The organism is Mycolicibacterium stellerae (genome assembly GCF_003719305.1).
Lineage (GTDB): Bacteria > Actinomycetota > Actinomycetes > Mycobacteriales > Mycobacteriaceae > Mycobacterium > Mycobacterium stellerae.
On sequence record NZ_RARC01000038.1, the window covers coordinates 1 to 12,439 of the forward strand.

General features: G+C 65.4%; 18 protein-coding genes. 8 read left to right on the forward strand and 10 right to left on the reverse strand.

All coding sequences use genetic code 11. The features are described 5' to 3' along the window. The first annotated feature begins 223 nt into the window (after positions 1-223). On the forward strand, positions 224-601 hold the full coding sequence (locus tag D6M19_RS30010; protein WP_123028941.1) for a thiol-disulfide oxidoreductase DCC family protein: 378 nt from the start codon (positions 224-226) through the stop codon (positions 599-601). A gap of 4 nt (positions 602-605) precedes the next feature. Continuing rightward, positions 606-1,013, forward strand: coding sequence for a GNAT family N-acetyltransferase (locus D6M19_RS30015; RefSeq protein WP_123028942.1), 408 nt, complete (start codon positions 606-608; stop codon positions 1,011-1,013). On the opposite strand, the gene D6M19_RS30020 is transcribed toward D6M19_RS30015, so the two are convergent. Then, complete coding sequence (locus D6M19_RS30020) at positions 957-1,466, reverse strand: lipoprotein LppJ family protein (RefSeq protein ID WP_234835117.1); 510 nt, start codon at positions 1,464-1,466, stop codon at positions 957-959. The genes D6M19_RS30015 and D6M19_RS30020 overlap by 57 nt on opposite strands. 64 nt (positions 1,467-1,530) lie before the next feature. Continuing rightward, positions 1,531-2,415: a cyclopropane mycolic acid synthase family methyltransferase gene (locus D6M19_RS30025; protein ID WP_123028944.1), complete on the reverse strand. Its 885-nt coding sequence runs from the start codon at positions 2,413-2,415 to the stop codon at positions 1,531-1,533. A 153-nt stretch (positions 2,416-2,568) separates the two neighbouring features. Between D6M19_RS30025 and D6M19_RS30030 the strand changes: the two genes are divergently transcribed. Continuing rightward, a complete protein-coding gene (locus D6M19_RS30030) occupies positions 2,569-3,486 on the forward strand; it encodes a bifunctional helix-turn-helix transcriptional regulator/GNAT family N-acetyltransferase (RefSeq protein ID WP_123028945.1) in 918 nt (305 codons plus the stop codon). A gap of 1 nt (position 3,487) precedes the next feature. Here D6M19_RS30030 and D6M19_RS30035 read toward each other — a convergent pair whose 3' ends face one another. Beyond that, on the reverse strand, positions 3,488-4,456 hold the full coding sequence (locus D6M19_RS30035) for an esterase family protein (protein ID WP_123028946.1): 969 nt from the start codon (positions 4,454-4,456) through the stop codon (positions 3,488-3,490). A gap of 103 nt (positions 4,457-4,559) precedes the next feature. On the opposite strand from D6M19_RS30035, the gene D6M19_RS34440 reads away from it, so the two are divergent. Then, positions 4,560-4,709, forward strand: a complete 150-nt coding sequence (locus D6M19_RS34440) for an Rv3202a family protein (protein ID WP_164478765.1) — start codon at positions 4,560-4,562, stop codon at positions 4,707-4,709. A 13-nt stretch (positions 4,710-4,722) separates the two neighbouring features. Here the strand turns inward: D6M19_RS34440 and D6M19_RS30040 are convergent, their stop codons facing one another. Continuing rightward, positions 4,723-4,971 (reverse strand): serine hydrolase family protein, encoded by a 249-nt coding sequence (locus D6M19_RS30040; RefSeq protein WP_164478766.1) that lies wholly within the window; start codon positions 4,969-4,971, stop codon positions 4,723-4,725. Between the two features lie 143 nt (positions 4,972-5,114). After that, positions 5,115-5,402: a putative quinol monooxygenase gene (locus D6M19_RS30045; RefSeq protein WP_123028948.1), complete on the reverse strand. Its 288-nt coding sequence runs from the start codon at positions 5,400-5,402 to the stop codon at positions 5,115-5,117. 86 nt (positions 5,403-5,488) lie between these two features. Here D6M19_RS30045 and D6M19_RS30050 point away from each other — a divergent pair, with 86 nt between their 5' ends. Continuing rightward, on the forward strand, positions 5,489-5,836 hold the full coding sequence (locus D6M19_RS30050) for a hypothetical protein (protein ID WP_123028949.1): 348 nt from the start codon (positions 5,489-5,491) through the stop codon (positions 5,834-5,836). On the opposite strand, the gene D6M19_RS30055 is transcribed toward D6M19_RS30050, so the two are convergent. Both D6M19_RS30055 and D6M19_RS30060 read right to left on the reverse strand, forming a co-directional pair. Further along, complete coding sequence (locus D6M19_RS30055; RefSeq protein WP_123028950.1) at positions 5,778-6,689, reverse strand: cytochrome c biogenesis CcdA family protein; 912 nt, start codon at positions 6,687-6,689, stop codon at positions 5,778-5,780. The genes D6M19_RS30050 and D6M19_RS30055 overlap by 59 nt on opposite strands. Positions 6,690-6,695: 6 nt before the next feature. Beyond that, positions 6,696-7,202: a disulfide bond-forming protein DsbE gene (locus D6M19_RS30060; RefSeq protein WP_123028951.1), complete on the reverse strand. Its 507-nt coding sequence runs from the start codon at positions 7,200-7,202 to the stop codon at positions 6,696-6,698. A gap of 111 nt (positions 7,203-7,313) precedes the next feature. Here D6M19_RS30060 and D6M19_RS30065 point away from each other — a divergent pair, with 111 nt between their 5' ends. Then, positions 7,314-7,772: an SRPBCC family protein gene (locus D6M19_RS30065; protein WP_123029001.1), complete on the forward strand. Its 459-nt coding sequence runs from the start codon at positions 7,314-7,316 to the stop codon at positions 7,770-7,772. On the opposite strand, the gene D6M19_RS30070 is transcribed toward D6M19_RS30065, so the two are convergent. After that, on the reverse strand, positions 7,769-8,200 hold the full coding sequence (locus D6M19_RS30070) for a hypothetical protein (RefSeq protein WP_123028952.1): 432 nt from the start codon (positions 8,198-8,200) through the stop codon (positions 7,769-7,771). The two genes, D6M19_RS30065 and D6M19_RS30070, sit on opposite strands and share 4 nt — an antisense overlap. Positions 8,201-8,365: 165 nt before the next feature. Continuing rightward, the gene (locus tag D6M19_RS30075; RefSeq protein WP_123028953.1) at positions 8,366-9,328 is read right to left on the reverse strand and encodes an alpha/beta hydrolase; all 963 of its coding nucleotides are present in this window, start codon (positions 9,326-9,328) and stop codon (positions 8,366-8,368) included. Positions 9,329-9,423: 95 nt separating this feature from the next. Here D6M19_RS30075 and D6M19_RS30080 point away from each other — a divergent pair, with 95 nt between their 5' ends. Then, positions 9,424-9,927, forward strand: coding sequence for a YybH family protein (locus D6M19_RS30080; RefSeq protein WP_123028954.1), 504 nt, complete (start codon positions 9,424-9,426; stop codon positions 9,925-9,927). Positions 9,928-10,005: 78 nt separating this feature from the next. On the opposite strand, the gene D6M19_RS30085 is transcribed toward D6M19_RS30080, so the two are convergent. Next, positions 10,006-11,925, reverse strand: coding sequence for a flavin-containing monooxygenase (locus D6M19_RS30085; protein ID WP_123028955.1), 1,920 nt, complete (start codon positions 11,923-11,925; stop codon positions 10,006-10,008). Positions 11,926-11,999: 74 nt separating this feature from the next. On the opposite strand from D6M19_RS30085, the gene D6M19_RS30090 reads away from it, so the two are divergent. Then, positions 12,000-12,437 carry a hypothetical protein gene (locus D6M19_RS30090; RefSeq protein WP_123028956.1) on the forward strand — a complete coding sequence of 146 codons (438 nt, stop codon included), beginning with the start codon at positions 12,000-12,002 and terminating at the stop codon, positions 12,435-12,437. Positions 12,438-12,439 lie beyond the last annotated feature (2 nt).

The following is a 12,439-nucleotide window of genomic DNA, read 5'->3' on the forward strand; positions in this document are numbered from 1 at the left end:
CTCGCGGGTATGGCTGCCCGCCGCCGCGACTCGGCCACCGAGCCGACGCCGCCCGGCCCGCCCGCCCGTGGACCTGCTTGACCGGCAATCGCGGATGAACTCGGTCACATCGGTCCGGCACGCGGTTGCCGACCTGGTGCCGGGGGGACACTAGAACCATGAGTTCCGAAGGCGAACCGCAGCGAGGAACGAGCGAGGACCGGAGCGAGCAGGGAGTCGAGCGATGAGTGGCGTGTTGTTCTTCGACGGCGCATGCGGGATGTGCACTCGATCCAGGGATTTCCTGCTCAAGCTCGACCGCACGGGCAAGCTGCAGACCGAACCGCTCCAGCGGCCAGGCACTGCCGAGCGCCTCGGAATATCCCCGGACGACCTCATGGAGCAGATCTGGTGGCTGGATGCGTCCGGTCAGGTGTACGGCGGGGCCGAGGCCGCGAACGCGGCCGTGTCGGCAGCCCTCGGCACCGGACTCCCGCTGCTGGTCTACCGGATTCCCGGGATGAGGTTCGTGCAGGAAGCCATCTACCGGTGGGTCGCCGACCATCGCTACCGATTCCCAGGCACGACCCCGTACTGCGAAGCGCATCCGGTGGCCTGCTGACGGGGTGGCCAGCAGCCGACTGACGGTCCGGCCCACTGTGCCGTCCGATCTGGACGCTATCGGTCAGATCTACGCCCATCACGTGCGAGCCGGTGTCGCCACGTTCGAGGTGGATCCGCCCGATGCGCGCGAGTGGGAAAGGCGGTTCGGTGCGGTCCTCGACAGCGGGCGGCCGTTCATCAGCGCCGAGGTAGACGGTGCAGTTTCGGGATACGCGTACTGCGGGCAATGGAAGTCGCGACCCGCCTATCGGCACACCGTCGAGGACTCGATCTATCTCGCACCTGACGCCGTCGGCCGCGGCATCGGTGGTCGCCTGCTCGATGCCCTGCTCACCGGCTGCTTCAGCGAAGCCTCACCGGAGCCGGTGGGTGATGTCGCTGAAGGCCGGGTTGTCGTTGCGGTGATCTGAGGTGTTCCGGCATTCGCCATAGATGCGCATCGCCGCGAACCTCGCATCGTCGGGGTTCTCGTGAAATGTCGACGTGACGCCATCTTTGGTCAGCTTCAGGCCGAAGTGCTCGCCGATCGCGGGTGCCTGCTGCCAGCCGTGGGCTTCCATGGCGGCGGCGACGTCGCGGATGCGTTTGACCGGATTCGTCTCAGGCAGCCCGAAATTGAGGTACACCGCGCCCTGATAGGGCGGATCGTGCAGGCTCGTGCACGACAGGAAGGCAAAGCTGGCGCTGACATTCTGCAGCCGGGCGGCATCAACGATGTCTCGCGCCGAGCCCACCACCTGGTTCGCGGCCTGTGCGTCGCTCATCGGTGCGGCATCGCCCAGCGTGTCGGATTCGGAACTGCGCGACGAGTTGATGACGACGAGACCGATACCCAGCGCGAGCGACATCGACAGGGCGGCCAAAATCAGCGCCCTGGCGACAGAGGACCTGAGCCAGTCGTTGAGGCGATCGCCTCCGTCGGCGCCGCTAGCTCTTGACGAGGGTGAACTGGCAGACGTCGGTGTAACCCTTGCGGAACAGGTCCGCGCAACCGGTCAGGTACTTCATGTACCGGTCGTAGACCTCCTGAGACTGTATGGCGATGGCCTCGTCCTTGCGGGCCTGAAGCGCGGCCGACCAGATGTCCAGGGTGCGCGCGTAGTGCAATCGCAGGGGCTGGACGAGCTTGACCTCGAAACCCGCTTTGGTGGCGTGCTTCTCGACGACGTTCACCTGGGGCAGATCGCCGCCGGGGAAGATCTCGTCCATGATGAATTTGAAGAACCGCAGGTTGGTCATGGTCACCGGCAGCGCGCGTTCCTTGAACTCCTCGTCGCTGGGCTTGACGATCGTATGCAGCATCATGACGCCGTCGGCCGGCAGCGCCGCATAGGCCATCTTGAAGAAATCGTCATAGCGATCGCGGCCGAAGTGCTCGAACGCGCCGATCGAGACAATGCGGTCCACCGGCTCGTCGAACTGTTCCCAGCCCTGAAGCAGAACGCGCTTGCTGCGCGGGCTTGCTTGCTTGTCGAGGAGCCCTTGGACGTGCGCCTGCTGGTTACGGCTCAGGGTCAGGCCGACGACGTTGACGTCGTAGCGCTCAAGGGCTCGGTTGATCGTTGCGCCCCAGCCGCATCCGACGTCGAGCAGCGTCATGCCCGGCTGGAGGCCGAGCTTGCCGAGGGAGAGGTCGATCTTGGCGATCTGTGCCTCCTCGAGCGTCATGTCGTCGCGCTCGAAGTAAGCACAGCTGTAGGTCTGCGTGGGATCGAGGAAGAGCCGGAAGAAGTCGTCGGACAAGTCGTAATGCGCCTGGACGTCCTCGAAGTGCGGCTCCAGGTTCGGGGTGCCCGTCGGTGTCTTTGGCAAGGTACAGCCTTTCGGCGCTTGGCGATTTTCCAGGCATGGTCGGCACGGTGGTTTCGGCCAACGCTGGCTGCGTAGAGGATAACGGGTTTAGCTGGCAGCCCTTGAATCGGCCAATGGTTGACAAAGTCAATTAATTGCCTGACTCTGTCAACTATGTCGGTGAGCACCGTCAACGAGGTCCGCGGTTTCAACCGCTTCTACACCCGCATCCTCGGCCTTCTGCGGCCGAAGCTGGCCGGTTCGGCATTCGGGCTGACCGAGGCTCGCGTTCTGTTCGAACTCGCACACGCCGACCAGATGGCAGTGACGGAATTGCGGCGCGCCCTCGATCTGGACGCCGGCTATCTGAGCCGGATCCTGTCGCGCTTCATCGCCGACGGACTCATCGAGCGGGAACCGTCGACGACCGACGCGCGTCGCCGGCTCGTGCGCCTGACCCCCGCGGGCCGGGCGGCGTTCGCCGAAACCGACACGCTGCAGGCGGGCGCGATCGACCGCCTGGTCGAGCATCTCGACGAGAACCAGCGCTCACAACTCGTCGCGGCGATGGCGCGCATCCGGCGGGTGCTCGACGATCGACGGCCGCCCGGTGCCGTCGTCCTGCGCTCCCCAGAGCCCGGCGACCTCGGCTGGGTGGTGGAACGACACGGTGCCCGATACGCCGCCGAGCACGGTTGGGATGGCACCTTCGAGGTGCTCGTCGCCCGTATCGTCGCCGACTTCGGTGAGCATCTGGACAGCAGACGCGAAGCCGCCTGGATCGCCGAACTCGACGGCGAACGCGTCGGCTGCATCTTCTGCACCGCGTCAGGGGACCCCGACACCGCACAGCTGCGTCTGCTGTTGGTTGAGCCGCAGTCGCGCGGCGCCGGGGTCGGCACCCGGCTTGTCGAAGAATGCCTGAGCTTTGCGCGGCGTTGCGGCTATCGGCGAATCATGTTGTGGACCACCGATGTCCAGGCGGAAGCCCGGCGGATCTATCAGCGGGTGGGCTTCCAACTCGACGTCCGTGAGCCGCAAACGAGATTCGGCCACAAGCTGGTTGGCGAATACTGGTCGCGCGAACTCTAGGTCAGACGGCAGGCGCTGCGCCCAGCACGCGCTGGATGTCGGGCTTCATCGCCTGCAGCTGCCCGCCCCAGTAGCCCCAGCTGTGGGTGCCGTTGGACGGGAAGTCGAATACACCGTTGCTCCCGCCCGCGCGCGCATAACGGGCCTGGAACTCTCTGTTGGTGTTGATCGTCAAACCCTCGAGAAACTGCGCAGGAATCTGGGCGTTGCCAAGACCGCCGTCGAGGTCGGTCGGATTGCCGTTGCCGCTATAGACCCAGATGCGCGTCCCGTTGGATACGAGCCGCCCAATCTGCAGCATCGGATCGTTGCGCTGCCAGGCGGGGCCACCGTATGGGCCCCACATGTCGAGGGCGTTGAAGCCGCCTGCGTCGGCCATCGCGATGCCGATCAGCACCGGCCACAATCTGTTCGACGTGTTCAGAAATCCCGACAGCGACCCGGCGTAGATGAACTGGCCCGGGTGATAGGCGGCCAGAACCAGTGCCGCTCCCCCAGACATCGACAGGCCGACGACGGCGTTCCCGTTCGGGCTGACGCCCCTGTTCGCGGCGAGCCAGCCCGGCAGCTCCGATGTCAGGAAGGTCTCCCACTTGTATGTCTGGGTGGTGCCGTTGCCGACCGCCGGTCGGTACCAGTCGCTGTAGAAGCTGGACATGCCTCCCACCGGCATCACCACCGATACCCCCGACCCGTCGAACCAGCTGAACGCGCCGGTCTCGATGTCCCAGCCGTTACGGTCATCGCGCGCCCGCAACCCGTCCAGCAGGTAAACGGCGTGCGGCCCGCCGCCCTGGAACTGGACCGGGATGTCGCGGCCCATCGAGGGCGACGGCACGCTGAGCACCTCGGGTGCAGCGGTGGCGGCCGGTAGGCCGCCGAGGACACCGATCAGCCCGGCAAGGAGGGTCGCTGCGAATGCGGCAGAAAAGAGTCGGCGGAAGAATCTCATGGCGTTACGTCCCGTCATGCGTAGAGCCCCGACAGCTTGGATATCGCCGACTACGGATGAGTAGTTACAGACCCTTGCGCGCCGGGAGACAATTCATTGAGCACGGAAGGAGTGGACGACCATGACCCACCCCGACGACATCCCGGTTGATACCGATGACGAGGACGCCGGGCTGGACCCGTTCGAGATCGACGCGGAAGCCGACGAGGCTGACCTGATCGAGCAGGCGACAGCCGTCCCGCTCGCCGATGACGACGGCTTCGATCGCTGAGGTGCCCGGCCGGTCAGGCCGAGATGCCGAGCCTGGACCGTCTTGCGTCGATCTCCTTCATCAGGAGGCCGTAGCCGTTCCCCAGCAGGCTGATCCGCAGCGGACGCCCCAATTCGTGGACCATCATCCACGAGCCGAGGGCGGCCTTCTGCTTCTCGACGCACGCTCGCGACACACCGAGCTCGCGCAGCAATGTGCTCGCGGTCGCGGGCTGGGTGGATTCGACAGCGTCGAATACGCGGTTTGAAATCGAGACGGTCATGGCTGTCTCCACTTGTCGTGAACTGGGCGCCTCGGTGGCGTTGTTCTGGTGGCGCCGCTGTCAACAAGTGTAGGACGCTGTTGCTGTCCGGGTGAGGAAAATTCGCGAACTGGTGATTGAGCGCATCTCCAATTTTGCTGGCGCTAGGTCAGCCGGCGTTCGCCCGTTACGTCGTACTCGGACACCGACGCCGAAGTGATCATGGCGCCCTGGTCGTCTCCGGTACCGCCTCCGCGAAACTCCTCGACGGCGGCTTGAGAGTCCCACCGTTCGAAGACGTTGATTCGACCCGGATCGAGCAAATCCGCCGAGATCGCGAAGTCGAGACATCCCGGTGCACGCCGTGCCTGCTCGACGACGTCCGCGCAACCGGCCAGATATTCGTCTCGCACCCCCTCGGCGACGATCAGATGCCCCGAGACGATCACCATGGCGTGCCCCTTCCTCGTTGAGCCACTACAACTGAGACCACGGGTGGCCCACGAAGTCATCGACGAAGCGACCGAAAGGTGAAGCAATGAAGCTGCGAGACGCCCTGGACTCGATCGTGCCCGATCCGTCCGCCGCGCAGGTCTACGGGCAGCCGTATCAAACCGCGGACGGCGCGACTGTGCTGCCCGTTGCCAAAGTGCGCGGCCGGACAAGGCCGGGCGTGGAGGATACGGTTCTGCGCCTGACCGCTAAACCCGTCGGTGTGTTCGTCATCAAGAACGGCGAGGCAACCTGGGTGCCCGCGGTCGACCAGACCCGGATAGCGCTGATGGGTGAGCTGATCGGACTGGTCGCAGCGGCCTTTGCCACGGCGGCTATGCTTCGTCGCCCACCGTGGCCGGATCTGCACGGGACCGTCGACATCTCCAAATAACACCGCTGTGCGCCAGGCGGGCCAAGAGGAAGGCGGCAGCCAGGAGCACCGCAAGTAATACGACCCACGGCCACGCGCCATGCAGGTGCACCCACCCTGCGATGGCGCCCTGTAGGCGGCCCGCCGCCGCGATGACCGGGTCTGCGGGGTTCCCGCCCGCGGTGAACAGCCTGATCTCGTAGAACCCGTAGTAGCCGACGTAGAGGCCGACAAGGATCAGTACCGCGCCGCCGATTCGGTTGACATAGGGCATGATTCGCCGCATCCGCTCGACGAGCGCCGAGCTCGCCAGCGCGACCGCGACCGCCAGCGCGCCGACGACCAGCGCAAAGCCTGCGGCGTACGCCAGGTAGATCCACGCGCGCGTCAACACGGATGTGCCGCCGACCCCGGCGCCTGTCACCGCCAGGAACGGGCCGATGGTGCACGACAGCGATGCGACCGCGTACCCGACGCCGTAGCCGAACATCGAGCCAAGGTTGCCGCTCGGCGCCGGTGAAGTGCTGTGCGGCAACGGGTTTGGCAGAGATAGCGTCAAGTCGCGGCCGGAGAGCAACCAAATGCCAAGCGCTACAAGGGCGATGCCGATCAAGACCGTGACGTATGGCGTGTACTTCTGAACCGTTGAAGCCAGTGACACAGTAAGGAATCCGAATGTGCCGAACACCGCGATGAAGCCGAGCGTCATCGCCGCCGTGGCCGCGACGGCGCGACCCACCGCGATCGCAGCGCCGACGTCGCCGCTGCCCCGCACCACCAGTGCGAGGTAGGCGGGCAGCATCGCGAAACCGCATGGGTTCAGCGCCGCCACGAGTCCGGCGGCGAACGCCAGCCCCACCAGGTCGTGTTGCACTCGCGGTCAGGTGGCGAGCGCCGAGACCCGCTCCTGCAGTTCCTGTGCAGGCATGGCCGCGGTCGGGTTGTTCACGAACGTCGATGTGCCGTCGGCGCGATAGAACACATACGCCGGTTGCCACGGCACGTTGTAGCGGGCCCAGATGGAGCCGTCGGCGTCGTTCAGGGTGGTGAAGTTCAGGTTGTACTTCGACACGAAGCCCTGCATGGCAGCGACATCGGAGCGCGCTGCGACGCCAACGAACGTCACCTTGGGGTTGGCGGCCGCCGCCCTGCTCACCGATGGCGCTTCGGCGTTGCAGAACGGGCACCAAGGCGCCCAGAACCACAGCACGGCAGGCTTGCCCTGTAATGACGCCCCGCTGAACGGCGCGCCGGTCAGGGTGGTTCCGGTGAAGTCAAGCCGATCGTCGGCGACGGCGGCAGGCGGGGTACTCAGCGCAAGAGCGACAGCGGCGGCGACCATCGCGATGGCCAAGGATCTGGTTGAACGAACGAGGCGGTGGATCATGGCGGCTCCTCCCCGCGCCCGGCAAACGAATGAGATGACACTGTGTAATACGGGCTGGTTCGGTCCTCGGTTCACCCGGTTACCGTGAACTCGGCAACCAAGGAGGTCGCAATGCAGGCATCGGTGACGGTTCCGATGGCGGCGCAGGCGGATGAGATCTGGAACATCGTCGCCGACGTCCGCAACACGGGCAAATACTCACCAGAGGTGATCGAGGCCGAATGGTTGGACGGCGCCACCGGCCCTGCCCTTGGCGCTCGCTTTCGTGGCCACGTCCGCCGAAACGAGATCGGCCCGGTGTACTGGACCACCTGCCGGGTCACGGCATGCGAACCAGGCAGGGAGTTCGGCTTCGAGGTGCTCGTCGGCGACAGGCCGGTGAACAACTGGCACTACAGATTCACCCCGGCCGGCGGCGGTACCGACGTCACCGAGTCGTTCCGGATGAACGACAGCCTCTTCACCAAGGTCTTCGCGGTGTTCGGCGGGCAACTGCGCACGCGGCGCAACAAGCGCGACATGCGCAAGACCCTGGAGCGGATCAAGGCGGTCGTCGAAGCGCCCGCCTAGTTGAAGCCGATCCCGAGGACCGGAATCCAGAGGCCGAACAGCCAGAAGCCCCACTGGTGGAAGCCGTCGTCCCACACCGGGTTCACGTCGTAGCCCCAGTAGTTGAACGGCCGCGGCGGGCCGCCTGCCCACTGGTATGCCGGCGGTGGGCCCCAGCCCCACGGCGGCGGACCCTGCCGGTCGTCCCACCAGTCGTGGCGGTTGTTCGCCCACCAGGGGCCCTTGTCCGGGTGGCCGCGATCGAAGTCGTTCCAGCCCGGCCCTCCGTTCCAGTCGTCGTGCCGGTTCTCACAGAACGGGAAGCAGGGCCGATCGATGTCGTTTCCGTGGCCCGGTTTAGCGGCCGCCACGCCCGTGCCCAGCCCGGCGGCCCCGAAGCCGAGCGCAGCGACGACCATCGCGTTGACCACTGTCCTGGCGAGTTTCATCCTTTGACTCCTAGCTCGATTACGCGACGCCGAATGGTTCCCATCTATTCGACGCCGGATACGTCATTGGTCATTCCCCTGGCTTGCGTGACGTGGCGTCGAGCGCAAGCCATGACCCCCGTGATGGTTATCGGACCGCGCGACGGGGCCGTTACCCGAGGCTGCTCACAAGGAACGAAGGCGGCGGATGCGGTCGTTGAGGGCACGCTTGGACACATCGGCACCGTCGGCCAGCGCTTCGAATGCGTGCGGGCAGCCTGGGTGCAGATGGAATTCCGTGTGCACTCCGGCGTCGGTCAGCCTGCGGGCATACGCGATGTCCTCATCGCGGAAGATGTCGAGATCGCCGACGTCGATGTAGGTATCCGGAAGCCCGGCCAGGTCGGTGGCGCGGGCCGGTGCAGCGTACGGCGAGACGTCCCCGCCACCGGCGTCGTCCCCGAGCAGCGCGCCCCAGCCGGTGAGGTTGTCGTCGTAGCTCCAGGTCAGATGCCGCAGCAGCGCCGGGTCGCACGCCGCAGGCCGATCGTCGAGCATCGGGTAGATCAGCAGCTGCTGGGCGACGGCGGGACCACCGCGGTCGCGGGCCATCAAGCACACCCCGGCGGCCAGTCCGCCACCCGCGCTGTCGCCCATCACCGCGATGCGGCCGGGCTCGCAACCCAGCGCGCTCGCATTTCCGGCGAGCCACTCCAGTGCCGCGTAGCAGTCTTCGACGGGAGTGGGATGCGGATGCTCGGGTGCGACGCGGTAGTCGACCATGAGCAACGGCACCCCGGATTCGAATACGTAACGCCGTGCCGCGATCTCGTACATCGAGCCGATGTGCTCGAGGCTGAAGATCATGCCACCGCCGTGCAGATACAGCACCGCGCTGCCGCGCAGTTCACCGGTCGAGGGGCGATACCAGGTGGCGGCCAGCTCTGTGCCGTCGCCGGCGGTAACCGAGAAGTTGTCCGTGTCCACCCCTTCGATCGGTGCCGAGGTGGCACCGATGAAGTCGAACATGCGGTGGCCGCTGATCCGGCGCGCTTCGACGTCGCCGACCGGTGCCTCGTCGCTCTCCCCGAGAGCGTCCGCCAGCCGAGTCATCTGTTCCTGCACCTGAGGGTCGATGCGCAGGGCCATCGAAAGACAGTATCGTGGCCCGATTCGGCACCACGGCGTAGCTACGTTTGGTAGAACAGGTTTCAGTTTCTTCCGCGAGCGCAAGGAGTCTGGCGATGGGTCGATGGTCACGCGCGGAGCTCGAGAAGGCGTTCCACGACTACGAAGATGCCGTCGTCGAGATCGGCAAGACGTGGGACTGGGCGAGCTACGCCGACCACTTCACCGAAGACGCCGAGTACGTAGAGCACGGCATGGGCAACCGGACCGGTCGCGAGGCGATCCGTGAGTGGATCAGCTCGACCATGAACATGTTTCCCGGCAGCGAGATGCCGACGTTCCCATGTGAGTGGTACGCGATCGACGACGAGAAGGGTTGGGTCATCGCCCGGATTCCGAATCGGATGAAGGACCCCGGCGACGGCAGCATCCACGAGTCGCCGGTGATCACCGTCCTCAAGTACGCGGGTGACGGTAAGTGGAGCTACGAAGAGGACGCCTACAACCCGATGAACTTCCTGGTGATGGTGCAGGAATACATCAACCGCGCGCACAAGCTCGGCACGCTGTCCGACGATGGCCGCACGTTCGCCAAGAACATGAACTGGGAACTGGCCTAGAACCCCGCCGAACGTTCCTTACCGGTCGAAAATTGGGCAGATTTCGACTGGTAAGGAACGTTCGCGGGGTAATCAGCGTCAGGTGAAGACGAAGTCCTCGGGGTCGGGTTCGCGGGTCCAGGTCCAGTAGTCGACGAGGCGCCATGGGCTCAGCGTGTGCACTTCGCCGAGGCTGTTCTTGAAATACGAATGCTTGATCGTCGGCTGTGACCACACCATCGTGCGCATCTCCGCCTGACTGCGTTCGTGCCAGTCCGTCGTCTTCTCGACAGTCGGTTCCATCGTCGTGTGTCCGCCCGCGATGAGCAGTTCCAAACATTGTGTGATGTAACGCATTTGGCACTCGGAGTGGAAGATCAGGCTGCCGCCGCTGGCCAGCCAGGTGCCGGGGCCGTTCATGCAGAAGAAGTTCGGGTAGCCGGGGATGGTGATGCCAAGATAGGCCGACGGGCGCTCACCCCAGCGCTCGCTGAGGACTTCGGAGTTTCGGCCGCGAATGGTCATGGGCCACAACAACTTGGTGTGCTCGAATCCGGTGGCGTACACGATGACGTCGGTCGGATAACGTGTGCCGTCCACGGTGACCACGGCGTCGGGCTCGATGTGGTCGATCCCGGTCCGGACGAGCTCGACGTTGTCGCGTGTCAGCGTTTTCAACCAGCTGCCGTTGTCCTGCAGCGTGCGTTTTCCGGTCGCCGGATAGTCCGGTACCACCTTCGCCTGTAGGACGGGGTCATCGCCGACCTGGCTGAGGATCCAGTCGGTGAACATGATCCGGGTGACCTCGCTGATCTCGTTGATCGCCTTGCGCTGATCTGGATAGTCCGGGTCAACGCGTGCCACGTCGAGCCCCTTGTCGCACCACGGCCAGAACAGCAGAAAGCGGTACCAGCGGCCGTAGAACGGGAGATGGCGCAGCGCCCACTGCACACCGGGGCCGACTTTGTCGTGGTAACTCGGGTTGGGGAACATCCACTGCGCTGTGCGTTGAAACACGGTGAGGTGCTCGACATCCGGCGCGATCGTCGGTGCGATCTGGAAGCCGCTGGCCCCCGCGCCGATCATGGCGACCCGCTTGCCGTTGAGGTCGACGGAGTGATCCCACGCGCTGGAGTGGAACGTCGGGCCGGTGAAGTCCCGCTGTCCGTCGATCGTCGGGGTGTGCGCACGGTCGAGCTGCCCCACCGCAGTGATGACCGCGCGCGCCGGCAGTTCTGTCGTCGTCCCGCTGCGGTCGCGGGCGCGGACGGTCCACGTCGCGGTGTCGTCGTCGAAGGCCGCCTCGGTGACCTCGGTTTCCCAACGCACGTGGCGGCGGATGTCATGCTTGTCCATCACGCGCTCGAAATACGCTTGCAGCTCCGGTTGTTCGGCGAAGAAGTGCGTCCACTGATCGGTCGGCTCGAAGCTGTAGCAATAGAAGTGGTTGGGCACGTCGACCCGCGCGCCCGGGTAGGTGTTCTGGTACCAGGTGCCTCCGACGCCGGCGTTCTTCTCGATGATCGTGAACGGGATGCCGGCTTCTTTCAGCCGGATACCGGCCAGCAGGCCCGACTCACCGCATCCGATCACCACGACCGGGAAGTCATCGGCCTTCGCCACCGGCGGCACCAGTCGCGCGTCGCGGCCGTCGAGTTCCATCTCCTCGAGCAGCATCGGCACGTATTCCTCGGGAACCGGCTCACACACCAGCCACTTCATCATCTCGTGCAGTAGTTCGGCGCTGATCGGCTCGGGCTCCGGGCAGCCGCGGTCGCGGTAGTCGGCGATCACCTCAAGCGCGATCTTGCGGACGGCGGCCTTGTCCTCCTCCGACATGTAGCCCTGCACCTCGTTGAGAAACAACCCGGCGGGCTTGAGGTCGCCGCGGATCAACTCGGCGTCACCCGACATGTGCACCAGCGACAGCATCAGGGTCGGAATGCTGACGTCCAGCAACGCCTCGGCAATCTCGTCATCGGAGGTCGTAAAGGGTTGTCCTGCATGTGGGTTGCGCACGACTGAAGTGCTACCACGCCCGACTGTGCGGGCGCAGGCGATTGCCGCCTAGCTGCGCGGGGTATCTCGACCCGGTGAGCGAGTCAGCTAAACCGGAGGCCGGCCTCGGCCGTCGACATGGCGGGGTCAGCGACGAGACGGTCGAGGCGGTCGGTTCGCTGTCCGAGGCGCTGGAATACGTCGAGCGCGCCAGGGGGCATCTGTATGAGTTTCACCAGCTCATCGGGCACGCCGACCTGGTTCTCGGCGAGGCGTGTGACAAGTTGCGCGACGCCGGGCACGTGGCCGTGGCCGATCGGCTGGAGCTCGACCTGGTCGGCAGGAATGTGCTTTACGGTCGATGGACGTTTCAGATCGTCGAGGAGTTCGACGACGACTACTGGTCGATCTTCCGCGAGCACGAGCGTCGGGTTCGAGAAGAGCTGCAGCAAGGCGCGCGGCACGTGTTCGAGGCCGAAATGAAGGAGAAGAGGCGGACCAGGGGTCGGCCGGGCCATGAGGCACAGCCGTAGAC

What these genes read in the sequence shown, in the direction of transcription:
- D6M19_RS30010 (WP_123028941.1), top strand. Translation starts at nt 224, where the DNA reads ATGAGTGGCGTGTTGTTCTTCGACGGCGCATGCGGGATGTGCACTCGA.
- D6M19_RS30030 (WP_123028945.1), top strand. Translation starts at nt 2,569, where the DNA reads ATGTCGGTGAGCACCGTCAACGAGGTCCGCGGTTTCAACCGCTTCTAC.
- D6M19_RS30035 (WP_123028946.1), bottom strand. Translation starts at nt 4,456, where the DNA reads ATGACGGGACGTAACGCCATGAGATTCTTCCGCCGACTCTTTTCTGCC.
- D6M19_RS34440 (WP_164478765.1), top strand. Translation starts at nt 4,560, where the DNA reads ATGACCCACCCCGACGACATCCCGGTTGATACCGATGACGAGGACGCC.
- D6M19_RS30040 (WP_164478766.1), bottom strand. Translation starts at nt 4,971, where the DNA reads ATGACCGTCTCGATTTCAAACCGCGTATTCGACGCTGTCGAATCCACC.
- D6M19_RS30045 (WP_123028948.1), bottom strand. Translation starts at nt 5,402, where the DNA reads ATGGTGATCGTCTCGGGGCATCTGATCGTCGCCGAGGGGGTGCGAGAC.
- D6M19_RS30050 (WP_123028949.1), top strand. Translation starts at nt 5,489, where the DNA reads ATGAAGCTGCGAGACGCCCTGGACTCGATCGTGCCCGATCCGTCCGCC.
- D6M19_RS30060 (WP_123028951.1), bottom strand. Translation starts at nt 7,202, where the DNA reads ATGATCCACCGCCTCGTTCGTTCAACCAGATCCTTGGCCATCGCGATG.
- D6M19_RS30065 (WP_123029001.1), top strand. Translation starts at nt 7,314, where the DNA reads ATGCAGGCATCGGTGACGGTTCCGATGGCGGCGCAGGCGGATGAGATC.
- D6M19_RS30070 (WP_123028952.1), bottom strand. Translation starts at nt 8,200, where the DNA reads ATGAAACTCGCCAGGACAGTGGTCAACGCGATGGTCGTCGCTGCGCTC.
- D6M19_RS30075 (WP_123028953.1), bottom strand. Translation starts at nt 9,328, where the DNA reads ATGGCCCTGCGCATCGACCCTCAGGTGCAGGAACAGATGACTCGGCTG.
- D6M19_RS30080 (WP_123028954.1), top strand. Translation starts at nt 9,424, where the DNA reads ATGGGTCGATGGTCACGCGCGGAGCTCGAGAAGGCGTTCCACGACTAC.